At 45.5% G+C, this 22,234-nt stretch carries 18 protein-coding genes and 2 pseudogenes; 6 read left to right on the top strand and 14 right to left on the bottom strand.

Annotated features, from left to right (window positions below; translation table 11 throughout):
• Window position 1 precedes the first annotated feature (1 nt).
• From ACED46_RS05265 to ACED46_RS05245, 5 genes are read right to left on the bottom strand one after another with little or no spacing between them, the layout of a single operon-like run.
• Window positions 2-1,906 carry a VWA domain-containing protein gene (locus ACED46_RS05265; RefSeq protein WP_371721022.1) on the bottom strand — a complete coding sequence of 635 codons (1,905 nt, stop codon included), beginning with the start codon at window positions 1,904-1,906 and terminating at the stop codon, window positions 2-4.
• Window positions 1,899-2,906, bottom strand: a complete 1,008-nt coding sequence (locus ACED46_RS05260; protein WP_017065686.1) for a VWA domain-containing protein — start codon at window positions 2,904-2,906, stop codon at window positions 1,899-1,901. The genes ACED46_RS05265 and ACED46_RS05260 overlap by 8 nt, the downstream gene beginning before the upstream one ends.
• Window positions 2,899-3,384: a DUF4381 domain-containing protein gene (locus ACED46_RS05255; RefSeq protein WP_017065687.1), complete on the bottom strand. Its 486-nt coding sequence runs from the start codon at window positions 3,382-3,384 to the stop codon at window positions 2,899-2,901. Before ACED46_RS05255 ends, ACED46_RS05260 begins: the two co-directional genes overlap by 8 nt.
• Complete coding sequence (locus tag ACED46_RS05250; protein ID WP_017060044.1) at window positions 3,381-4,307, bottom strand: DUF58 domain-containing protein; 927 nt, start codon at window positions 4,305-4,307, stop codon at window positions 3,381-3,383. Before ACED46_RS05250 ends, ACED46_RS05255 begins: the two co-directional genes overlap by 4 nt.
• Before the next feature lie 10 nt (window positions 4,308-4,317).
• Window positions 4,318-5,274: a MoxR family ATPase gene (locus tag ACED46_RS05245; protein ID WP_017064262.1), complete on the bottom strand. Its 957-nt coding sequence runs from the start codon at window positions 5,272-5,274 to the stop codon at window positions 4,318-4,320.
• Window positions 5,275-5,730: 456 nt separating this feature from the next.
• Between ACED46_RS05245 and ACED46_RS05240 the strand changes: the two are divergent.
• Both ACED46_RS05240 and ACED46_RS05235 read left to right on the top strand, forming a co-directional pair.
• Window positions 5,731-7,647, top strand: a pseudogene (locus tag ACED46_RS05240) (methyl-accepting chemotaxis protein).
• A 208-nt stretch (window positions 7,648-7,855) separates the two neighbouring features.
• The gene (locus ACED46_RS05235) at window positions 7,856-8,056 is read left to right on the top strand and encodes a hypothetical protein (protein ID WP_010431457.1); all 201 of its coding nucleotides are present in this window, start codon (window positions 7,856-7,858) and stop codon (window positions 8,054-8,056) included.
• Window positions 8,057-8,314: 258 nt separating this feature from the next.
• Here the strand turns inward: ACED46_RS05235 and malK are convergent, their stop codons facing one another.
• Window positions 8,315-9,427, bottom strand: a complete 1,113-nt coding sequence (gene malK, locus ACED46_RS05230; protein ID WP_017060047.1) for a maltose/maltodextrin ABC transporter ATP-binding protein MalK — start codon at window positions 9,425-9,427, stop codon at window positions 8,315-8,317.
• A 665-nt stretch (window positions 9,428-10,092) separates the two neighbouring features.
• Between malK and malE the strand changes: the two genes are divergently transcribed.
• The 3 genes from malE (at window position 10,093) to malG (ending at window position 13,832) form a co-directional block, all read left to right on the top strand.
• Window positions 10,093-11,277, top strand: a complete 1,185-nt coding sequence (malE, locus tag ACED46_RS05225; protein ID WP_017060048.1) for a maltose/maltodextrin ABC transporter substrate-binding protein MalE — start codon at window positions 10,093-10,095, stop codon at window positions 11,275-11,277.
• 81 nt (window positions 11,278-11,358) lie between these two features.
• Window positions 11,359-12,930, top strand: coding sequence for a maltose ABC transporter permease MalF (malF, locus tag ACED46_RS05220; RefSeq protein WP_017060049.1), 1,572 nt, complete (start codon window positions 11,359-11,361; stop codon window positions 12,928-12,930).
• A gap of 11 nt (window positions 12,931-12,941) precedes the next feature.
• Complete coding sequence (gene malG, locus ACED46_RS05215; RefSeq protein WP_017060050.1) at window positions 12,942-13,832, top strand: maltose ABC transporter permease MalG; 891 nt, start codon at window positions 12,942-12,944, stop codon at window positions 13,830-13,832.
• A 561-nt stretch (window positions 13,833-14,393) separates the two neighbouring features.
• On the opposite strand, the gene ACED46_RS05210 is transcribed toward malG, so the two are convergent.
• The 4 genes and pseudogenes from ACED46_RS05210 to ACED46_RS05195 form a co-directional block, all read right to left on the bottom strand.
• Window positions 14,394-14,666: a hypothetical protein gene (locus ACED46_RS05210; protein WP_019822928.1), complete on the bottom strand. Its 273-nt coding sequence runs from the start codon at window positions 14,664-14,666 to the stop codon at window positions 14,394-14,396.
• A 237-nt stretch (window positions 14,667-14,903) separates the two neighbouring features.
• Window positions 14,904-15,407, bottom strand: a complete 504-nt coding sequence (locus tag ACED46_RS05205) for an acyl-CoA thioesterase (RefSeq protein WP_004737700.1) — start codon at window positions 15,405-15,407, stop codon at window positions 14,904-14,906.
• 382 nt (window positions 15,408-15,789) lie between these two features.
• Window positions 15,790-16,044 (bottom strand): annotated as a pseudogene (locus ACED46_RS05200) (peptide ABC transporter substrate-binding protein); the annotation flags it as partial.
• A 48-nt stretch (window positions 16,045-16,092) separates the two neighbouring features.
• Window positions 16,093-16,986: a DMT family transporter gene (locus ACED46_RS05195; RefSeq protein ID WP_371721021.1), complete on the bottom strand. Its 894-nt coding sequence runs from the start codon at window positions 16,984-16,986 to the stop codon at window positions 16,093-16,095.
• 98 nt (window positions 16,987-17,084) lie between these two features.
• Here ACED46_RS05195 and ACED46_RS05190 point away from each other — a divergent pair, with 98 nt between their 5' ends.
• Entirely contained in the window at window positions 17,085-17,873 is a 789-nt protein-coding gene (locus tag ACED46_RS05190) for a helix-turn-helix transcriptional regulator (protein WP_371721020.1), read from the top strand.
• A gap of 100 nt (window positions 17,874-17,973) precedes the next feature.
• Here ACED46_RS05190 and ACED46_RS05185 read toward each other — a convergent pair whose 3' ends face one another.
• From ACED46_RS05185 to ACED46_RS05170, 4 genes are all read right to left on the bottom strand, one after another.
• On the bottom strand, window positions 17,974-18,156 hold the full coding sequence (locus ACED46_RS05185; protein ID WP_065583542.1) for a hypothetical protein: 183 nt from the start codon (window positions 18,154-18,156) through the stop codon (window positions 17,974-17,976).
• Complete coding sequence (locus ACED46_RS05180) at window positions 18,153-18,362, bottom strand: hypothetical protein (protein WP_048609786.1); 210 nt, start codon at window positions 18,360-18,362, stop codon at window positions 18,153-18,155. Before ACED46_RS05180 ends, ACED46_RS05185 begins: the two co-directional genes overlap by 4 nt.
• Window positions 18,363-18,566: 204 nt before the next feature.
• On the bottom strand, window positions 18,567-19,688 hold the full coding sequence (locus ACED46_RS05175; RefSeq protein ID WP_371721032.1) for a lipocalin-like domain-containing protein: 1,122 nt from the start codon (window positions 19,686-19,688) through the stop codon (window positions 18,567-18,569).
• Window positions 19,689-19,699: 11 nt separating this feature from the next.
• Window positions 19,700-22,234, bottom strand: coding sequence for an ABC transporter permease (locus ACED46_RS05170; RefSeq protein WP_371721031.1), 2,535 nt, complete (start codon window positions 22,232-22,234; stop codon window positions 19,700-19,702).

Genomic DNA, 22,234 nt, shown 5'->3' with positions numbered 1-22,234 from the left:
GTTACCACTTTTTGTTCTGGTTGTTAGGAGCACTTTTTTGTCGTGCTTGTAAAATCATTTGCGCTTTAAGCAGTTGGCTCGGGTCACGGGCGCTTTCTACTTGCTCAAGTTTTCGCATGTCAGGGTCGCTCGACAGAGGTTGATCTGAGGTTTGTGCTACAGCTTGCTGACTACTTTGCTCACCATCTTCTTTTGAAGCTTGTTGTGCGCTAGCACTTTGAGGTGTAGCGCCTTCTTGGTCACTCTGTTTCGGCTGATCACTGTTACTTTGTTGCGTGGCTTGCTTGTCGTCTTGTTTAGACTTTTCAGAGTCAGAGTGATTTTCAGGTTGGCCTTGAGCTGAGTTTTGATCTTGGCGACCACGTTGATCTTGGTTACTGCTTTGATCTTGCGACTTGCCATTGTCAGCGGAGCTTTGTTGTTGATCCTGAGAGCTTTGCGAAGAATCATTTTGCTGACCTTGCTGACCTTGCTGACCTTGCTGACCTTGCTGACCTTGCTGACCTTGCTGATTTTGGTCTTTCTGGTCTTTGGAGTCAGAATCGCCTTGCTGTTGCTGTTGCTGTTGCTGTTGCTTCTGGGCTTGTTCGACGACCTCTAAGTTCTTCTTGGCATAAGCATGCTCAGGGTTGATTTCGAGAATACGTTGATACTCTTCTATTGCTTGATCGTACTTACCTTGTTGGGCTTGGGCGTTAGCAAGGTTGTAGCGAGCATCTTCACCAGAAAGGTCTTGCAGCGTCTGCTCTGCGGCTTCGAAATCACCGGCTTTGTATTGAGCAATGCCTTTCCACTCTTGTTGGGTGAACTGTTCAGCAGCTTGTTGGAAGTCCTCGTCCTGATACAGCTGATAGCCTACTTGATCATTGGTTTTCCACGGGTTCGCAAACGCAGTATTTGGTTGGCTAAAAGAGATAACTCCAGCTAAGGCACACCAAATAACCCCTTTCCTGAATAATCCAAGTGCCGGAAGTAATAGCAAAGGCAGTAACCAGAAACCGTTGTTCACTCTGGTGTTGAGTGAGTTCTTGGTCTTGGTTACTTCCGATGTTGTTGCAACGCGGTCAAGGTAGCTCGCGATGTGTTCAACATCTGAGTTATCAAATTGAACTTCAGTGAACGTGCCACCATAGCTGCGTGTAAGCTCGCGCATGTTCTTCAAGTTGGTTCTTGCCACCACGGTTTGTCCTGAGTCGCTTTGCAGCATCGACCCCGTAGGTAACGAGATTGGCGCACCGTTTTCACTCCCTACAGCTAGAATCGACAATGTCCAATCGTTGCCAGAGAGTAGGGAGTCGATCTGCTTCTTCTCTTGGTCATCGATGTCATCAGCAATCAATACCAAATCACCTTGGTAGATCTTCGCGCGAGTCATCATATCAATCGCAAGCTTAACAGCTGATGCGGCATCACCACCTTGATAAGGCATGATATCTGGCGATAGGTTAGGCACTAGGTTTTTGATGGTGTTGATGTCTGACGTTAGCGGGCTAATGGTGTAAGCATCCCCAGCATACGCCACCATGCCTGTTAGCCCTTCCTTCCATAATGAAAGCAGATCAAGAGCCTTGTATCGCGCTTGAGTTAAGCGATTCGGCTTAATATCGGTGGCATACATTGACATCGACATGTCCATGATCACAACTCGTGCCTGCGTTTTTTCAAAGCTTGGTTGTTCGTTTTTCTCGAAGCTTGGCCCAGCTAACGCAATAACGCCGACCAGCCACCAAATACCGAAGTAAGTACTGCGATTTTTCGATGGCTTACTCGATTCTGGCGCCAAGTAACGGGCGATGTGTGACGCGAGTAATCCTTGTTTGGACTGTGTCTTGCTCAGCCACCAAATAGCGGGCAGCACGGCAAGCGCCAAGAACCAATATGGGTAGATAAAAGTAAAGTTAGACATTGTTTCTCCTAATGGCTAACAGCATAAATGCGAAGAACATTGCCGCCGACAGTGGCCATACAAACCACTCTTGTTGCGGTCGCCAGATCTTAGTGGCGTTCGTCACGGGCTCTAACTGGTTAATGGTGTCGTAAATCGTCGCTAACTCTTTGCTGTCACGCGCTCGGAAGTACTGACCGCCGGTGCGTTTGGCAATTTCTATTAGTGTACGTTCATCCAAGTCTTGAGCAGTATTGACTTTGCGCGTCATGAAGAACTCTTTGACCATCATCTCGCCTGCACCGACACCCACGGTGTAAATCGTTGCGTCGTATTTCTTTGCAATATCCGCCGCTTCTAATGGGTCTAATACCCCGGCGGTATTACTGCCGTCGCTGAGTAGAATCATTACACGTTGGGGCGCATCGCTATCGACAAAGGTTTTGGTGGCAAGACCAATACCATCACCAATCGCTGTTTGAGTACCAATCAGCTTTAACACCGCTTGATTGAGCTGTTGTGAAAGCGTATCTCTATCTAGCGTAAGCGGGGTCTGCAAGTAGGCGTGATCAGCAAATAACACCAGTCCAACTCGGTCGCCTTTTCGTCGCTCAATAAAGTCACTCAATACGCGTTTCACCGCCGACAAGCGGTCGATGTATTCGCCATTGAACTGCATGTCTTCTTGGCTCATCGAATAGGAGAGGTCGACAACTAACATTAAATCACGATGTTTCGGCTGAAACTCCACCGGTTCGCCATACCATACAGGGCGTGCGCTCGCCGTAACCAGCAGAAGCCAGATAATCACGGACAACGCCTTTGGTAAGCGACTGCTCGGTGTTTTGGTATTGCTGTCTTCTGGCAGAAATGGAAGCCTTAGGGCATTGCTCGATTCTGACTTTGGTGAGAACAAGTAAACGAGCAACGGCAGTGGCGCGATGAAGAACATCCACCACCAAACGAACTCGATGTTTAGCAAGTCCCTGCTTAGAAACATAGTGCTTAGAAAATCACTCATAACGACCTCGCTTTGGAGGAAGTGCTTTGCGAAGCCAAGTTTCGCAATCATTAACCAATTGCTGTTGAGCCTTTTTCTGTTCGTCGTTCATTAGGGCTACATCTTGATAGAGCGCTTGTTGCCACTGGGATTGTTTTGCTACAAATAACGGCTTCGCCAATTGCGCATCTAAGAACTTCAACCAATCATCACCAGACAAACCTGCAATTTTTTCACGAGGGAAATAGCTCAGTGCTGCTTGACGAACGATGTCTTGAGCTTTGCTCGGAGACAAGCCATCTTGGGACTGACTATTACTAAAGTAAGACAGCGCTTCTTGTTTCGCCTGTTGATTGTTTTTTCTACGTTTTAGAATGAAAAACACCAAGGCAATCAGGAAAATGGCTGTGATAATGACTGCCCACCAACCCCACGCCAAAGGCCACCAAGTCGGGGCGTCTGGCGCAATCACCGGACTTAAATCTAAGGGCTGTTTCATGACTGAGCTCCTGATATCTGGCTCATGAGTGACTGCGCACTCGACAGCGAGCTATAAGGTATCGCGAGAGATAACCCCATCTGTTGCAGCTGCTGTTTCTTAAGCGAAAAAGCATGGTTAAGCTTTTGCTTTTCTTTATTAGAAGAGAAATTAAACCATTGAGTTTTGCTGCCATCGGTGACCTGTTTAGAGCCTTTATAGGTGGTTTCACCTTGCTCTAGCGGGTCGTAGAAATGCACAAGACGTACTCTGTTGTGTCGGCGAATTTGACTGATAAGTGAGTAGTCACTTTCTTGGTAACGCACAAAGTCACTGAGCATAATAATATCGCTTCCTTTAGGGCAAAGCTGGTGAAGAGATTTCAGTCCATGCTCTAAGGTCGTGTCATTATGATTGTCGTGATTAGTCAGTGCCGTATTATTGATTTCTATGACTTTTTGCAAAATACGCAGTGGAGCATGGTTGCTTGCACTTGGCTTAATCTCAATGACCTCTTTGCCAGTATCGATCACCGCGCCAATTCGATCTTTTTGAGCCACAGTAAGCCAGCACAGTTGGCTAGCAAAGTGTGCAAGTTGAACCGATTTCAGCAACAAGGTTGAGCCGAAAATCATACTGCTTGATAGATCCAAGAATAAAATGACAGGCTGTTCTCGTTCTTCAGAGAAAAGTTTGGTATGCGCTTTGCCCGTTCTGGCTGTTACACGCCAATCAATGCTGCGAATGTCATCTCCCGCTTGATATTGACGAACTTCAGAGAAATTCATCCCGCGACCTTTACGGTTGCTCTCGTGTTGGCCGTTAAGCTGTGACCAAAGGCTCTTGGCGGGAGGCAACCAGCGAACAGACTGCGCTTTGTATTGCAGAAGTTCGTCCAGGTTTAACGTGACACCGTCACTATGGTTGGGTAGTTGATTATTCATGCGCGTATCCCTATGCGCTGCCAACCAATGAAATAAGGTGTGCGATCACTTGGTTTGCGGTGACACCTTCAGCTTGTGCGTGGTAGCTGCGCAGTAGACGGTGGCGTAACACAGGGAATGCCATCGCTTGAACGTCTTGTGGCGTGACGTAATCTCGTCCTGCAAGCCAAGCGTGAGCGCGGGCACAACGGTCTAACGCAATGGTTGCACGCGGGCTGACACCCATGTCTAACCATTGATCAAGTTGGTCACTGTATTGCTTAGGTTGGCGAGTCGCCATAACCAGTCTGATGATGTACTGCTCAATGGTGTCTGCCATGTGAATGTTGAGCACTTCTTGGCGCGCTTCAAAGATCGTTTGCTGAGATATCTGTTGTGGCTGAGCTGATTCGTTACCTTGAGCCTCACCACGGTTGAGTCGTAAGATCTCAAGCTCGCTTTCCATATCTGGGTATTCAACCTCTAGGTGAAGCAAGAATCGGTCTAACTGAGCTTCCGGTAGCGGGTAAGTCCCTTCTTGTTCAATTGGGTTCTGTGTTGCCATTACCAAGAACAACTCAGGCAGCGCATAGGTTTTTCGACCGGCAGTTACTTGTTTCTCTGCCATTGCTTCCAGCATTGCCGCTTGAACTTTCGCCGGAGCTCGGTTGATCTCATCCGCTAGAATCAGCGAGTTGAAAATCGGGCCTGATTGGAAAGTGAACTCCCCAGTCTCAGGACGGAAGATGTCGGTACCCGTCAAATCAGCAGGTAACAGATCGGGAGTGAATTGAATGCGGTGGAAGTGACCCTCAACACAATCAGCCAATGATTTTACTGCGCGAGTTTTTGCTAAGCCGGGAGGTCCTTCAACGAGGATATGACCATCCGCTAAAAGGGCGATCATCAGTTGCTTAACGAGCTCTTTTTGACCAATGATTTGAGACTCTAGATAGTTTTGAAGGACTTCGAAATTTGTTTTGTGCATTTTGGACTCTCTGGGTATCCATTTGATTTTTATTTTGAGTATTGGTCACTGATTTCGAGGAAAAAGTTCCAGTACATTTGCGTAATTTATTTTTTCAAAATTGGAAATATTTACAAGTGGTTAGCTAAAAAAATCGTTAGGTTGTGATTATTACTATATCAATTGGTTTTTATATACAAAAGCTCGGCGGTGGGGAGTGGTTTGAGTTCGGTTGGGTCTCAGGGGGTGAGAACTAAAATTGACTCTCGACAATGCGGTATTTGCTTAGTTAATTCATGCTCAAGGTGAATATTTCTAATTGTTACATCATATTTGCAGTTTTTTGAGAAGAAAGTCTCTAGTTTTATTGGTTGTGGCCGATACATCACTCAGATTGTGCATTGCTTGTTGGAGTGCACTAAAAAAGTCCTGTTCAGGGTATACCAATAACGAGCGATTCTTTTTAAAGGTCCAAATATGTTTAAAACTAACTCTCTGAGTATCAAGCAAAAAGTTGTACTTGGAATTACCTTTGCGGTTCTTGCATCGACAGTGATTGTCGGCGCAATGGCACAATAACAAGCAAGAGATGTATTAAGTCATCGATTGATCGATATTGAACTTCCAGGAATGCTAGAGCGAATCAATGGTGAAATTGACCGAGAAGTCTCTCAGCTATTACTAGCGGCGGAGCAAATTGCTTCAAATGAATTTATTTCTGATGCTATCGAATCGACCGATCGCGATCCGGCACTAGAAAATAAACTGGTTAAACAGCTGAACAATGTTCGTAACCAGTATCAGTTGAACGATGCCTCAGTGGCGAACCGTCAAACGGCTTACTACTGGAACCAAAATGGTTTCCTGCGTCAGTTAAACCAACAGCAAGATGGTTGGTTCTTTGGCTTTACGCAATCTGGACAGCCGACCATGGTGAGCATGTTCCAAGAAGCCAATGGCGAAGTGAAGATGTTTGCTAACTATCAACAACCTTCTGGTTTGGCGATGTCTGGTCTATCAAAGTCGATGGATGACATGGTTAACCTGCTGAACGGCTTTAAGATTGAAAATACCGGCTTCGTATTCTTAACCGATAGCCAAGGTGATGTTCAAATTCACCGTGAGCGTTCTCGCAGTGACTCTTCACTTCAACAACTTTACGGTCCTCAAGCAAGCCAACTACTGAACAAGTCGGGTTTTAACCTGATTACCACTGAAAGCCAAGGCCAAGAGCTGTTCGTGGCGAGCTTGTATGTGTCTTCAATGGACTGGTTTGTTATTGGTGTCGTTCCGACTGGTGAAGTGTTTGCAGAGTTAGATGCGACAGCGCAGAAGATGCTGATCATGACTGCGGTTGTGGCATTAGTGTTTATCCTAATGGGCGTAGTTCTGGCGAACAGCATTACTCAACCGATCAAGCTTTTGGCTAAGCGTTTCGGCGACTTAGGTGAAGGCGACGGTGACCTTGCACAGCGTATCGAAGTGAAAGGCAACGATGAAATTGCACAGCTTTCAAAAGGCTTCAACGGATTCATTGAAAAGATTCACGAGTCGATGAAAGAGGTGTGTTCGACAAGCCAAGCGCTTCAAGTGGCTGCAGAGAGTGTTTCGAATAAAGCTCACATCACCCACGACAACAGCCAAGAACAGCGCGACCAAACCCTTCAAGTCGTAGCTGCCATTAACCAAATGGGTATGACCATCAGTGAGATTGCATCGAACGCGGCAACCGCAGCAGAAACGGCAACTCAAGCTTCAGGCAATACGGAAGTAGGTCGCTCTGTGGTGAACAAAGCAAAAGACGCGATCAGCCGTTTGGCGCAAGATATTGAAAGCACAGGTCAGGTAGTAGAGCAACTGGCTTCTACAACTCAAGACATCGGTTCTATTCTGGGTGTTATTCGTGATATTTCAGAGCAAACTAACTTACTCGCATTGAACGCTGCAATTGAAGCCGCCCGTGCTGGTGAGCAAGGTCGTGGTTTTGCGGTTGTAGCGGATGAAGTACGTAACCTAGCAAGCCGTACCGCAGATTCAACGGAAGAGATTCAAAAGATGATCAACCAACTGCAAAGCGATGCTAAAGATGCGGTAACGGCAATGAGTGCGGGTAAGGTGATTACCCTTGAAGGTGTATCGGCTTCGGATGAAGCGGTAGACGTGCTGAGTGGCATTTCAGACCGTATCGTTGATATCACAGACCGTAACACTCAAGTGGCAACGGCAACGGAAGAGCAATCAACCGTAGTTCACACCATCAACCAGAACATTGAAGAGATTAACGCAATCAACGAAGTGACAACGGGCACGGCTGAGCAACTTGCTGAAGCGAGCCAAGAGCTTCGTGATCTATCGTCTCGTCTAGATAAGATGGTTGGTTCATTTAAGCTTTAATTCTTTCAAGCTGTAACATGACTTAGAAAGGGATATAGACGAAGAGCTGGGGTCATTTCATCGTGAATCCGGCTCTTTTTATTAGTGCGCTAATTTGCCTCTAACTGCCTTTAGCTTGATCTGGTTTCGGGCTTTGCTTTTAATCACCCTAGCATCATAGGGCGTAAATGAGTAAAATCTCGTTAGGTTTAATATTTAGGTAAGTATCATGAGCGATTTTGAAAAAGAACTAGAGCAGATGACTCAAGAGATGGGCGATGAGCCTGAGGTGAAACTGCCATCACTTGAAGAGCAAAAAGCAATTGTTGCTGAGTTCAAGCGACTAGAGGCGGAAGGCAAACTGACTCCTGAAGTGTTAGAGAAGCATTTTGGCCAGTTCAACAAACAGAATGATACGCCAATTCACTAAGTTGATTTAGACAGGTTTCATGTCTGAAAGAAGTGATATTAGCGGTTGGGTTCATAGCCTAACTAACAGATAAAGGTCTAGCGCTTGCTAGACCTTTTTTATTGCCGCTAGCGAAAGACCGAGTGGCTGACTCATGAACTATTCAATGTAAGTGAAACTCGTATCCAACACATAAAAATATCCAGCACATAAAAAAATCCCCCTTACTGAGTAAGAGGGATTCGATATGGGCAAGTTATATCCTAAAAGGCTAAGCGATTAGTCTGTGCCGTATTCTTTGTACAAACGACGACATGCGCGGCCATCGCTGTGGAACAGGTGACAACGGTGCGCTGGAATACCAATCGCCAACTTGTCACCTGATTCGATTTTCAACGTGTCTGGCTGACGATAGATAACATCAGCATCGGCACTTTCAAGGTTTAGGTAAACCTGAGTTTCGTTACCTAGTTTCTCTACCATCATCACGTCAGCTTCAATCGTCGCGTCACCTGATTCAGCAGACATCAAGTGTTCAGGGCGGATACCCAGAGACATACGATCACCAGCATTAACCGTCGTCCCGTCAACAGGAATCCAGAAAGTCATGCCATTAGAAAGTTGTACCAATACGCGTTCTGCTTCAGCTTGTTCAATGTGTACCGACATGAAGTTCATCTTCGGTGAGCCAATAAAGCCAGCAACGAAACGGTTTTGAGGGTAGTGGTAAAGGTCAAGCGGCTTACCGACTTGAGATACATAACCACCATCCAGAACAACGATCTTATCCGCCATTGTCATCGCTTCCACTTGGTCGTGGGTAACGTAGATCATGGTACAACCCAGTTGACGCTGTAGCTTGGTGATTTGCGAACGCATTTGAACACGTAGCGCGGCATCTAGGTTTGATAAAGGCTCATCAAGTAGGAATACGTTTGGTTGAGAAACCAGAGTACGACCAATCGCAACACGTTGACGTTGACCACCAGAAAGCGCTTTAGGTTGGCGCTCAAGAAGGTGACCAAGCTGAAGGATTTCTGCAGCATGTTCAACGCGTTTGTCGATCTCAGCTTTATTTGCGTTTGCTAGCTTAAGACCGAAAGACATGTTGTCGTATAGGTTAAGGTGAGGGTAAAGCGCATAAGACTGGAATACCATACCTACGCCACGCTTTGACGGTTCAACGTCATTCATGCGTTGGTCGCCAATGTACAAATCACCAGACGTAATGTCTTCTAGACCTGCGATACAACGTAATAGCGTCGATTTACCACAACCTGATGGTCCAACGAATACTACGAATTCACCTTCGTTGATGTCTAAGGTTACGTCCTTAGAAATCTGTACATCACCATATGATTTATAAACGTTTTTTAACGTGACACTCGCCATCTAGCTTGTCCTCGATCGATCAAATTTTAAGTTTTACTGCTTATCATTATAAGAAATTTTTGGGTCAGCAGTAACTGTAGGAATTGGTAAGTATTGAGTGAGTAAGAAAAAAGTGGGTGAGACTTGGCTTCTTTAACCAAGCCCACCCGTCATAGCCAAACTGATGCCCATTTTCCCCCACATCCAGCTAAACCTCCCCCGTGATTCAATCACAGATTTAGCTCGATGCTAATATAAGACACCAGCGGGCAGTGAAGCCAACTAAATGAATAATGCGTCAACGCATAACACTTGCCGGTAAAGGGTTCTTACTATCCACTCTTGGATGAATGCAGTTTCGGTGAATTGGCGTAAGGGTACATCCTCCTAATGGAAAATTAACTAGGGGGAGTAGGAGGGGAGGAGTAGATAAATGGGGTTATTAATAATTGGCGATCCAGTTCAAATAAATCCACCGCGTAACGGTGATGTTGATCACGATGAGTATACGTTTTGTGATTGCAGTCTCTAATCTGACAGGATGGCGATCACGAATTTAAGCCATAATAGCTAGGGCGTAGTGGCTAGGATGATGAGCTAGGGTCTGTTTTCTCAGATCATAACCTCCGAAAACTGGCTCGTCTTGGTAGATGTGCCCTACGTATAAATATAAAAAGGATATTCACATGAAAAACGCTCTAAGCGCTGTAGCTCTAGGTACAATAGTTGCTCTGGGTTCTTTTGGTGCAAATGCTGCTATCGAAGAAGGACAACTAACAATCTGGGTAGGTGGTGACAAAGCTTATGAAGGCATGGCTGAAGTAGGTAAACGCTTCGAAGAAGATACTGGTGTTAAAGTAACCGTCGCTTTCCCTGACAAGCTAGAAGAGAAATTCCCTCAAGTAGCAGCAGCTGGCGATGGCCCAGACATGATCTTCTACGCACATGACCGTTTTGGCGGCTATGCAGAAGCGGGACTTCTTGTTGATATCAAACCTTCTAAAGAAACTAAAGAAGGTATCGTAGACTTCGCATGGGACGCTGTTTCATACGAAGGTAAAACAATCGCATACCCTGTTGCTGTTGAGTCAGTTTCGCTAATTTATAACAAAGCGCTTGTTCCTAACCCACCTAAGTCTTGGGAAGAAATCCCAGCACTTGATGCTGAACTTAAAAAAGACGGCAAGAAAGCGATCATGTGGCCTCTACGTGGCGGCGCTTACTTCACATGGCCTCTACTTGCAGCTGACGGCGGTTACGCATTCAAACAGACTGCAGAAGGTTACGACATTAAAGATGCGGGCGTAGCGACTGACGGTGTTCAGAAGTCTCTAGGTTTCATCGAGAAGATGGTACAAGACAAGGTTATCTCTGCAGACATGGATTACTCAGTAGCTGAGTCTGAATTCGTTGCAGGTAACGTTGCAATGACAATCAACGGCCCTTGGGGTTGGGAAAACATCAAGAAAGCTGGCGTAGATTACGGCGTAACAACACTACCTAAGTTCAACGGTAAAGCGTCTAAACCTTTCGTTGGTGTATGGGCAGGTGGTATCAGCACTGCGTCTCCAAACCGCGACCTAGCTGTTGAGTTCATGGAAAACTACCTACTAACAGATGAAGGTATGAAGAGCCTGAACGACGACAAGCCACTAGGCGCTGTTGCTCTTAACTCTTTCCAACGTCAACTAGACAGCGATACTCGTATTGCAGCAACAATGGACAACGCGATGAACGGTGAAATCATGCCTAACATCCCTCAGTTCACAACATTCTGGTACAGCATGGAAGAAGCGATCGGCAACGTAGTTGACGGCCGTCAATCAGTAGACCAAGCACTAAAAGCTGCTGAAGGTCGTATGGTTAAGTAACACCCAGGCACTACCTTTTAAGGAGAGGGTAACCTCTCCTTACTTTTCTATTTTTTATCTATATCGCTAGCAGGTTCCTCTATGCAGTCAGTTCAAGGTACAGATGCTATCCCAGCACCATCAAGCCTTCCAGGCAGTAAAAGCGTCTTCATTAAATGGGGGTTGCTTGGTAGCGTTGGCTTAATAAACGGCTACGCTACAATTCTAATGTATTCTCGCGGTGAGCTCGCTTTTGCGCTGCTTACAGTGATCTTAACGGCTTTGGCACTTTACATTTTTGGTAGTAAAAAAACTTACGCCCACCGTTATATTTACCCAGGTATTGCCGGAATGATCTTGTTCATTCTTTTCCCATTGGCATACACCGTAGGGCTTGCGTTTACTAACTACAGCGCGAAAAACCAACTTTCTCTAGAGCGCACTCAAACCGTTCTTTTAGACCGTTCTTTCCAAAGCGGTGAGAGCTACCCATTTACTTTGTACAAGACAGATGACGGTCACCAGATCGTTGTAAAAGATGGCGATCAACTGTTAGCGACTGACGTATTTTCTCTAGACAATATGACAGAAACAGAGATGGACCTATCTGTTATTGAGTCTGCGCAAGGTGAAAAAGAGAAGATCAAAGCGATCATTCAAAACCGAGCAGCAATCAGTGGTGTTGATTTCAATCTACCTGACGGTGGTGACATCCGCATGAGTGGCTTACGTAAGTTTGCTTCTGTTGCTCCGCTTTACACGCTACAAGACGATGAAGAAACGTTAATCAACAATGAAACGGGTGAAGTTCTCAAGCCAAATATGGATGTGGGTTTCTACCAGCCTGTTGATGCAAATGGTGAGTTTACGGGTAATACCATCTCTCCAGGTTTCGTGGTTAGCATTGGTACGCATAACTTTGAGCGTGTATGGAAAGATGACGGCATTAAAGAACCGTTTATCAGCATCTTTATTTGGACGGTTATCTTCTCGGTATGTACCGTAGCGTTCACGCTAGTTATCGGCCTTGTATTGGCTAACATCGTGCAATGGGAAGAGTTGAAAGGTCGTTCTATTTATCGTGTTCTACTGATTCTGCCTTACGCCGTACCCGCGTTTATCTCGATTCTTATCTTTAAGGGTCTATTCAACCAAAGCTTTGGTGAGATCAACATGGTGCTCGAGAATATCTTCGGCTTAAGCCCGAACTGGTTCTCAGACCCTATCTTAGCGAAAACCATGGTGTTGATGGTTAACACATGGCTAGGTTTCCCTTACATGATGATTCTATGTATGGGTCTGCTTAAAGCGATTCCTGATGATTTATACGAAGCGTCAGCAATCGATGGTGCGAACTTCCTTGATAACTTCAAGCGCATTACGTTCCCATTGATGATTAAACCGCTTACACCGCTATTGATTGCAGCGTTTGCCTTTAACTTCAACAACTTTGTAATGATTCAACTATTGACGAACGGTGGCCCGAACATGATTGGTACTTCTGAGCCAGCGGGTTACACAGACTTGCTTGTAAGCTACACGTACCGAATTGCATTCGAAGGCGGCGGCGGTCAAGACTTCGGTCTAGCAAGTGCTATCGCAACGCTTATCTTCCTATTGGTTGGTGCACTAGCGTTACTAAACCTTCGTTTCACTAAACTGTCTCAAGATTAAGGAGCACGACAATGGCTATGGTACAAGGTAAAGGCCTTAAATACCGAGTGTGGGCAACGCATGCAGTGTTGTGGTGCTTCTTGGCAATGATTATCTTCCCACTACTGATGATCATCGCGATCTCGTTCCGTGAAGGTAACTTCGCAACCGGTAGTTTGATTCCAGATAACCCATCATTGGAACACTGGAAGTTAGCATTGGGTATGTCAGTAACGAACGCAGATGGCTCGGTAACGTCACCTCCGTTCCCTGTGCTAACTTGGTTATGGAACTCAGTGAAGGTTGCAGGTATCACATCGATTCTGATTGTGACACTGTCTACGACATCGGCTTACGCGTTCGCTCGTATGCGCTTTAAAGGTAAGAACACAATCCTGAAAGCGATGATGATTTTCCAAATGTTCCCAGCAGTATTGGCTCTAGTAGCAATCTACGCGCTGTTTGACAAACTTGGTCAATACATTCCGTTCTTAGGCTTGAACACACACGGTGGTCTAATCTTCTCTTACCTAGGTGGTATTGCACTGCACGTATGGACGATTAAGGGTTACTTTGAGACGATTGATAACTCTCTGGAAGAGGCAGCAGCCCTTGATGGTGCAACGCCTTGGCAAGCATTCAGACTGGTTCTACTACCGCTGTCTGTACCAATCCTAGCGGTTGTGTTTATCCTATCTTTCATCGCGACAGTGGGTGAGGTGCCAGTAGCGTCTATCCTACTTACAGATGTGAACTCTTACACGCTAGCAGTAGGTATGCAGCAGTACCTATACCCTCAGAACTACCTATGGGGTGACTTTGCGGCAGCGGCTGTACTATCAGCACTTCCGATTACTATCGTGTTCTTACTTGCTCAACGTTGGTTAGTTGGCGGTTTGACGGCAGGTGGTGTAAAAGGATAAGCTGTACTCTATAAGAAAGAAAAAGAGCGACCGTTAGGTCGCTCTATATTGGCATTTTTATTACATCATTTGGTTTGGCCGCCGATCAGTAATAAAAATAACCCTCAGGTTACGCATAGCTGGCTACTAATCAGGTTCCTTACGCTATTAATGATTAGTGGTTTTTGTAACTCTAACCCAGGTATTTACTTGGGTTTTTTTATGCCTGCTACTTTTTGTTTTTTGTGTCAGCGTTACTCGTTAACTATCGCGCTCATATCTACTTTAAAACCCAAAGTTTCGAGTTACTTCTCTCCTAAATACCGACCACTTCATTTTGGTTACTTGTAGAAATGAACTAGTCTCACAAATCAGACACTCAGTATAAGTGGCTGTTGTACTATTGATATGTTGTGAATATTCCAATGCGTGATACTTCAATGATTTGTATGCAACAAAACCTGAAATTGCACTGAAAATGTATGGGTAAGCGAGAGGTAGTTACAAAATATTCAAGTGACATTCATGAGGGTTATGGAGGTAGGTTTATTTATACTTCTGGTTTTTGGTTGGACTTAGAAGTTAGAACTCTTTACTAGAAGGAGCACAACCTAAGTGTTGCAACAACACATAGATACTTTCTTGATCGAGTGCCACGCGACGAAATAGATCGGCAAATGTCGGATCTCCACCGAAACACGTTTGGATATAGTGGTTGATTTCATTGCTGTCGTAGCCTTCGACGTACAAAGTTCTAACCCATTGGTACTCAACAGCCTTTAAATTGTTCAGTGTAGACTCGCTAAGAGTGGGGCGTATGACGCTCAAGAGTGGCTCCAAGAAATTCAAATGCATCTATTATGATTGGCGGTATTTAATCAGAGCAAAATGACGACTTTATTACAGTCAAAATAAATCAGTGAACAAGTGCCGATTCATTTCAACCTTTGGCTGGGTATCACGCTCTTATCGTCTGTATTGGGTGTGCAGCGGATTTGGCGGTGTAGAGCACGAAGGTATCAAATAGATCAATGCCAAGCAGGCGCTTGGCATTGTAATAAAGTTTTATAGGGGGAGGGCTGCTGGTGGACCTTATTTCAGGTACTTCACGTGAGCTTCCATCTCTTCACCAATCTGTTTTCGCATGTTCATTAGGCGAATAGCCGAATCTCGTAATTCGATGTCTTCTGGCGTCTCTGGTATCCACTCTGGCACTTTAGTCGGATTACCATTCTCATCGACAGCGACCATAATAACGATACAGTGAGTTGTTAGGCGGTTATTGAGCTCTTTAGGGTCGCTTGCTTGCACGTCGATAGCGATATGCATTGAAGATGAACCTGTGTAAATGACCTTTGCACTTACTTCCACAAGGTTGCCTACATGAATTGGGGCAACGAATCGAATTCCGCCTGCATAGGCTGTTATACAGTATTTACCGCTCCAACCTGCGGAACAAGCGTAGGCTGCTAAATCGATCCATTTCATTGCTGCGCCACCATGAACTTTACCACCAAAGTTCACATCCCCGGGTTCAGCTAAAAAACGCAGAGTAACGTCTCGTTTACCATCTTGTCGGCTATTGTTACTGCTCATCTATCTTCCTTCATTATTATGCTGCATAACATGCTTGTTACTTGCTAATAACAATATACATAAGATGATAGAAATTAAAGCGGATAATCTCACGGTTAAGACTATTTTTTTCAAACGGATGACGAACCGATGAATATTGATGGTTATTGAGTTTCAAGGTGAGAGATAAACACGGAAAGACAATCGAGAGTAAGCTAAAAGAAAGGGTAGATTGCAAAAAAAACACCTAGCGTAATGCTAGGTGTTTCTAAGCCTTTAGGTACTCATGTCGGTACCTTTTATTGTTTGCCAACTAACCGTTGCTTGTTTGGTTTAGTTAAAGTGACTTTATCGCAATTACCACTAAAGTGGTAGTTAAAACTATTTATTCTTCAGCTCACTTTTACTCTTTCATGAAGTATAGATCCTTCGCGTAGATATTTCCTTTCGGATTGTTGTTAGGGAAGCCTTTGAGTGTATTTCGCACTAATCGAGTGTGATTGTAATGATATAAAGGTATAACTGCTGAAGAATAGTTGAGTAACGACTCATCGTGCTGATATAAAGTAAAGCGTTTAGACTAATCTTCCGTTTTACTCGCTTGCTGTAAGGGCTCATCATAGTATGGATTACAGTAGCCACTCTCATTTGCTGTGTGAAACGTGAGTTTGAATTTTTACCCTAATGTGAGCGTTGGGTAATGCGTTTAGCTTTGTTGAGGGAGAGGAGCCTCAAGCCTTGGTTTTCTTCTGATTTGAGCAAGGATGACACCTGAAATCACCATCACACCACCAATGATGTGGAACTGGTTAATCTCTTCACCAAGCCATGTCGCGGCTAATACGATCGCAACAACCGGAAGCAAATTCATGAACATCGCACTTGAGTCAGCACCAATGGTGTCAATTGCTTTCACCCACATCCAAGGCGCTAAAATCGAAGCGGCAACCGCGGCGTAAGCTATCAATGGGATCGCTTGTTGCGGTGGTAAAAGCTGTTCGCTGGTAAGCCAAAGTGGCGTAAGCATCGCGACAGCAAACAGACCCTGAATGTAAATCACCACCCAGCTACTGATTGGCATTTTCCAGCGTTTCAGTAGTACACAGTACGAAGCATAAACAAAGGCTGCAATTAGCATATAGCCATCGCCTTGAGTCAATTCTTGATGCATGAAGAATAACGGATCGCCTTTACCTAACATCAGGGCTAAGCCTGACAGCGACAATACACCACCCACAATACTCAAACTAGAAATCGACTTGTGCAGCAAAGGGACGCTTAAAAATACACTGATCAACGGGACTAAAGACGTGATCAATGCCATGTTGGAAGCGGTTGTGGTTAAGCCGGCGTAGTAACCTAGAGATTGATTCAACACCATGCCTAAAAAGCCGAGGAACGCTAATTTCGATAAGTTTGGCTTAATGACAGCCCACTGTTTCATCACTGGGCGAATACAGAAAGGCGTGAGAATTAACATCGCAAAAAACCAGCGGTAAAAACTCATTGCGCTAGGTTCTATGGTGCTTGCAGCAAGCTTGTTGACGATTGCATTGGCGGCCCAGATACAGACTGTAAAAAATGGTAATAGGTAATGCATGTGAATTCCGTGGCGAATGAGTTGGTGCGGCTAGTTTGACAGGTCGTTATACTTACAAGTATCTTTAGAAAGACATTAAGCGCGATAGGAAGACAAGTTTGAAAAAACACTCCAGAAACCTTCATCCATCCTTATTAATTGATAAGGCACCATCCAACGTATTTATGAATTTTGAAGCGTTTCTTTCGAACACTGAAACCCGAGTTCATAGCCACTCATGGGGACAGGTTCAATTGATCAGTGGTGGTATATTAGAGATGGAAGCGGAAAGCACTCGATTTCTAGCGCCACCACATCTAGCGATTTGGGTACCGGCCGGGGTGATGCATTGCAGTTATAACCGTAAGCCTTTGGACTACTGTTCACTAAATATCGCCCCAGAACTCACGCAACACCTGCCAGATAAAACCAGCCTTATAAAGATCACGCCGATTGTGTCTTCTATTATCGATGATTTTCGCGATCGTGTGATCAATGTTGCGGAAACCGAGCAAGACCAAAGGCTCGTTCAGGTACTGCTTGACCAACTTGCGCAGCGTGAGGTTGAACACCACTTCTTGCCTTCAACCGATAATAAGTATCTAGCGCCTATATTGGCTTCTGTTGAAGAGAACCCAACCGATGAAGTGACGCTGAAAGATTGGGCTGAACGTGTCCACACCACGGAAAGAACCCTTTCTCGCCACTGCCAGACCGAGCTTGGAATGAGCTTTACCGAGTGGCGACTGCGAGTGCGCTACCTATACTCAATGGACTTGTTGAGAAACGGCCAATCGGTTAAAGAGGTCGCTCTTACATTGGGTTATAACCAAGCAAGCCCATTTATCACCATGTTCAAACGTTACGCGAACCAAACGCCAGAGCAGTATAAGAACCGTTTGTTGTAGCTCGGTCTTGTTGCCAAAAGAACGGATGTTTGCGCTAGTTAGTGCGTAGATAGACCACAAGTGAATAGATAGACCATAAGTGAATACGTGCAGTATGAGCTTATGGAATCGCCCCTAACAGCCCATATATTTCGCTCTGTTGTTCGGTGACATCCTCATAGTGTTGGTTCAATAGAGCACTGTTGCTGCTCACTTTGAACAGTATGTACGTTTCTCCGTCGACCTCGAACCAATTGAAGGTTCCATGCTGGTTATACGTGGTCATTGTTTTGTTTATCTTCATGAGATATACATTAGCAGCGCAAGACATGCAGACGTACATAAGCCAAAGAAAGAAAAGAAAAACCACGAGCCTAATACTGTTTTTTCTTTTCCTACCTCTTCATTACTTTGCTGCCAACCAAGTTCACGAACCTGATCCTTGGTAAGGTTTAAGTCTAGTTTCTCGATGTATCTGTTAAGTTCGTCATTGTGCACTGAGCTAAGCATGTTCTATCTCCTCTAACCATTTGATTGGTATTTTAGGGGAGCCCAGTGTTTGGTTAAATTAGATATTTTTCAACAGGCGTTAAGGTAAATAGAACATATGGAATAACAAAAAACCTCCGTGGTGGAGGTTTTGGTTGAAAGTGTTTTAGTTGATGGTTATCGCGATGTATTTGTTGTTAGATTCCACCTGTATTAATACACAATCTAATACCCAGTCAACTCCATATAGCCAGACCCAGAATGAGAACCTTTGATTTCAATTGGCCCTTCCCAATAAGGAACCGACAGCGGCATTTTGGCATTTGGATTGAGTGCCGAGACGGTCAGTTCTATTTGCTGGCTTGGAATCGAAACTTGCCACTCTGTTGGGTAGTCACGCCCGTCGATTTTAGTTTGCTTGATGGCGGTTAAGCTGATGTCTTGCTGCTTAATCGCGATGCCGGAGCCATCTTGATTCATCAACCTCGCATGAGAATAGCTGGCTTTGCCTGTAGTTGAGTTTCGAAGTTGAAATACCACCAAGCTGGTTTCATCACTCAGCCTTAGCGCAAACCAATCCCAACCTTGTTGCGAGTCGAGTAAAAACTGCGAGCTCCACTCTCTGTCTATCCAACCTTTGCCGGAAACTTGATGGGTGACGCCATCAATAGTTACCTCGCCCGATACATTGATGAATGGTTGGCTGTAGTAATAGGAAGCCACTTTGCCATCGCTACTTTTAGTGCTGTAGCCTTGTTCGCCTTGCTTTTGATATGGCGCGTTGTTGGTTAACTTAAGCGAATATCCAAATTGACCCGAGTTAGCGACCAATGTAGCTGGGAACAGGTCATCGGTCGTCGACGTCCATTGCCAATCATCGAGGTAAACACGAAACGGCGAATCGCTTACACCCGCCAGTTCAGCTTGGTCACGTGACCATTTTTCATCGGCATAGTGTTTATTTTTAGTGGTGACAGCGCTGTGCGCCATGTAAATCTGCTGACTTTGCCACGTAGTTTCCTTGGTGCTATTGCCACTTTCATGTGGTGCAGCCGCAAAGCGGAACTGTGTCCATTGCACACCTAACACATTGTCTTCTTCATCAATTAAGTTTGCGGTTAAATACCACCATTCATGACGAAAATCTGGATGTGCTTGATGGTCGGCAGGGAAGGCGATGTCGATACCTTTAACTACCGGTGTGAATTGATCAGTCTCTTTTTGTGTTTCATCGTCGGTTTGTTTTCCAGTGCCAAGTATTGAGCCCATATTTTGAGCTGATGGTTGAGTGGATTCATCGCACCCTAAAAGGAGCAAGATGCCAAGTGTGAGAACGAAAACTCTCATTGTTCGATTCATCACAACACCTCACTCTGTAAACTGGATACCACGGGTTTGCTGACCAAACGCCACAGTGGAATCAAGGTCGCAATCACTGCCACTAAAATGGTGATGGTTGCGATGCTGAGTGCATCACTCCAATTCCATACGTAATTTAAGCTCCAACCAAAGGCGCGTAGGGTAACGATGTCCGTCAACACATAACCGACCATAGCGCCGAGTGGTAAAGCGATAACCAGAGTGAAGGCGACCAGAACAACGATTTGCCCGACCACCATTGCCATCAATTTTTTCTGACTAACACCGAGTGCATACAGCCTTGCAATGGCGGCTTTACGTGCATCGAGCAACATGAAACAGGCGCAGAACAACCCAATCACCGCCACCATTAATGTGACGCCATTAAGCGCCCGCGTGATGGCAAAAGTTTGTGAGAATATATCCAACGCGATCGATTTGATCTGTGCTTGATTGTAAAGCTGACCTGGGTGCAGATTGAGTTGTTGGCGTAACTGTTCGTACACCACTTGTGGGTCGCCAGAGACTTTGATTCCCAAGCTGGTGGGTAAGTCAGTAAATCCGCTTTCGATCCACAAATTAGGTGCAAGTAACACTTCGCCATTCGGTGAGCCGTAATCGTGGAAAATCGCCCCGACGATGAGCGCTTTGTCTTGGATCGCGTCGAGCTTGAGTCGGCTTCCAAGCGGCAAGCCGAGCTTCACTGCCGTAGGTTCGCTGATCGCCACGAATTCACCTTGGTAAAAGCGCGTCCAGAAATCATCAAGGTGGGATTGAAATACCATGGTTTGCTCAAGTGTGTCTTTGTCTTTGGTGCCGAGCAAAGTAGGTAAGCCCTGCAAGTTATCATCGACATAATATTGCTTATAAACGGTTTCAACATTTTCAAACTGCTCTAACGCACGTTCCACATTCGCGATTTCACCTTGGGCAGGGCTAACGTAAATATCGGCATGTAAGCGCTGTTCAAGCCATTGCTTTAACGTGGATTCAAAGCTGCCGACTAAGGTATTCATTCCGATATTGGCGGTGACAGCGAGAAGCAACGCCATCATGGCAAGGGAGAGAGGGGAAATAAGTTCACGTAGCTCAGCAAACAGATATTGTATTAACCCCGATTGGGTGCGTTTTTCGCTCCAGTTCGCTAGCACGCTTAGCGTTTTGGGCAGGTACAAAGGAATCGATACCACTAACACACCGAGCCATGCCATGGTGAAGCGATGATGTTCGCTCATCCATAAACCTGCTAACGCGAGAATAGTTAATACTGACCCGATAACAAACAGCTGATTTTCGTTAGACGTTTCCGGCGCTTGATAGAAACCGCCATGGGAAGAGAGGGGTTGTCGCACCCGCTGTTTAAAGTGTTGCCAACAAGCGACAAGCGTTGCGGCCAGCGTGAGTAGCAGTGCCTGCACTAACCATTGCCACTGCCATGTACCGGGAAGCAGTGTTGCACCATAAAGTTGCTCAAGTGTTATCGCGACGGTTGGATGCAGCCAATGGCTGAGTTGGATGCCGAGAATGAAACCAAGCGACGCGCCTAGTGTGACTAAAAGAGTCAGCTCGACTAACAGAGCTGAAAACACGATGCTTGGCGTAATGCCGGCTTGTTTAATTTGCACCAATAGCCGATTACGCTTCAGTAAACTGTACTTCACACCATTGTAAGCGATGAATAGGCCAACCAAAAACGCCAACAGACTCATGGCGGTGAGATTGAGGTGAAAGCTATCGGTAATTGAACCCAGATCCGTACTTTGGTTGTTGGAAATCCATCGTCCTTGCTCGCCAATAAGGCTTTGCCATTTATCCTGAGGATTGCTGTTAGTGTCGCTCTTAGTGTCAAAAATAGCGATGTAGCTCAGTTGCCCTTGCTTGTTAAGCAGTTGCTGAGCGAACCCAATATCCATCAACATTCGGCTACCTAGCTGCCATTCATCTGGTAGCACTACCACTTGAGTGAGCACTTCATCCAAAGTGAGTGTGTCTACTCCTCCCAAGTTCTGGTGTTGCGACTGGCTCATCATCACAATGGGTTCACCCGCTAAGAGTTGCGGCAAAGGTAAGGCATTGTCGAACAGGGAAATGTTTGGTTCTTTGGTTTGAGTGTTGCTTTGTTCGTCGACGCGAGCGTGACGAGATCTTGAAGTGAGGGCGGCGATCAACTCACTGCCTTGAACTGACCAACGTCGACCTTGCTCGTCTCTTACTCGCCCTTCTATAACAGGTAGCGCTGCGCTTAATCCACTTTGTCTTAAGCTGAAGTAGAGCGATTCCGGCAAATAGTTTTGCCCTGCTGGTGGAATGATAAGGTTCTGCGCTTGAGCGCTAAGTTGCTCGGTCGATTCTGCATAACTGCGCTTGGCATTGAGGTTGATGGCTTGCACTGCGACAAACAAGGTGACCGCTAACACAATGCCGATCAGAATCGCTGCGGCTTGCAATGGTGATTGACGATAGTGCGCCGCGAATAGATTCAGAGTCAGTTTGGTATGGGTGAGCTGGTTCTGAGCGAAGCCAGTTTGCTTCAT

This window comes from Vibrio sp. 1S139 (assembly GCF_041439475.1).
Classification (GTDB): Bacteria; Pseudomonadota; Gammaproteobacteria; order Enterobacterales; family Vibrionaceae; genus Vibrio; species Vibrio crassostreae_C.
This window is presented reverse-complemented; position numbering and strand designations above follow the sequence as displayed.

Bases quoted from the DNA above. Each gene is read 5' to 3' on its own strand.
- ACED46_RS05265 (WP_371721022.1), bottom strand. From the start codon at position 1,906: ATGTCTAACTTTACTTTTATCTACCCATATTGGTTCTTGGCGCTTGCC.
- ACED46_RS05260 (WP_017065686.1), bottom strand. From the start codon at position 2,906: ATGAGTGATTTTCTAAGCACTATGTTTCTAAGCAGGGACTTGCTAAAC.
- ACED46_RS05255 (WP_017065687.1), bottom strand. From the start codon at position 3,384: ATGAAACAGCCCTTAGATTTAAGTCCGGTGATTGCGCCAGACGCCCCG.
- ACED46_RS05250 (WP_017060044.1), bottom strand. From the start codon at position 4,307: ATGAATAATCAACTACCCAACCATAGTGACGGTGTCACGTTAAACCTG.
- ACED46_RS05245 (WP_017064262.1), bottom strand. From the start codon at position 5,274: ATGCACAAAACAAATTTCGAAGTCCTTCAAAACTATCTAGAGTCTCAA.
- ACED46_RS05235 (WP_010431457.1), top strand. From the start codon at position 7,856: ATGAGCGATTTTGAAAAAGAACTAGAGCAGATGACTCAAGAGATGGGC.
- malK (WP_017060047.1), bottom strand. From the start codon at position 9,427: ATGGCGAGTGTCACGTTAAAAAACGTTTATAAATCATATGGTGATGTA.
- malE (WP_017060048.1), top strand. From the start codon at position 10,093: ATGAAAAACGCTCTAAGCGCTGTAGCTCTAGGTACAATAGTTGCTCTG.
- malF (WP_017060049.1), top strand. From the start codon at position 11,359: ATGCAGTCAGTTCAAGGTACAGATGCTATCCCAGCACCATCAAGCCTT.
- malG (WP_017060050.1), top strand. From the start codon at position 12,942: ATGGCTATGGTACAAGGTAAAGGCCTTAAATACCGAGTGTGGGCAACG.
- ACED46_RS05210 (WP_019822928.1), bottom strand. From the start codon at position 14,666: ATGCATTTGAATTTCTTGGAGCCACTCTTGAGCGTCATACGCCCCACT.
- ACED46_RS05205 (WP_004737700.1), bottom strand. From the start codon at position 15,407: ATGAGCAGTAACAATAGCCGACAAGATGGTAAACGAGACGTTACTCTG.
- ACED46_RS05195 (WP_371721021.1), bottom strand. From the start codon at position 16,986: ATGCATTACCTATTACCATTTTTTACAGTCTGTATCTGGGCCGCCAAT.
- ACED46_RS05185 (WP_065583542.1), bottom strand. From the start codon at position 18,156: ATGAAGATAAACAAAACAATGACCACGTATAACCAGCATGGAACCTTC.
- ACED46_RS05180 (WP_048609786.1), bottom strand. From the start codon at position 18,362: ATGCTTAGCTCAGTGCACAATGACGAACTTAACAGATACATCGAGAAA.
- ACED46_RS05175 (WP_371721032.1), bottom strand. From the start codon at position 19,688: ATGAGAGTTTTCGTTCTCACACTTGGCATCTTGCTCCTTTTAGGGTGC.
- ACED46_RS05170 (WP_371721031.1), bottom strand. From the start codon at position 22,234: ATGAAGCAAACTGGCTTCGCTCAGAACCAGCTCACCCATACCAAACTG.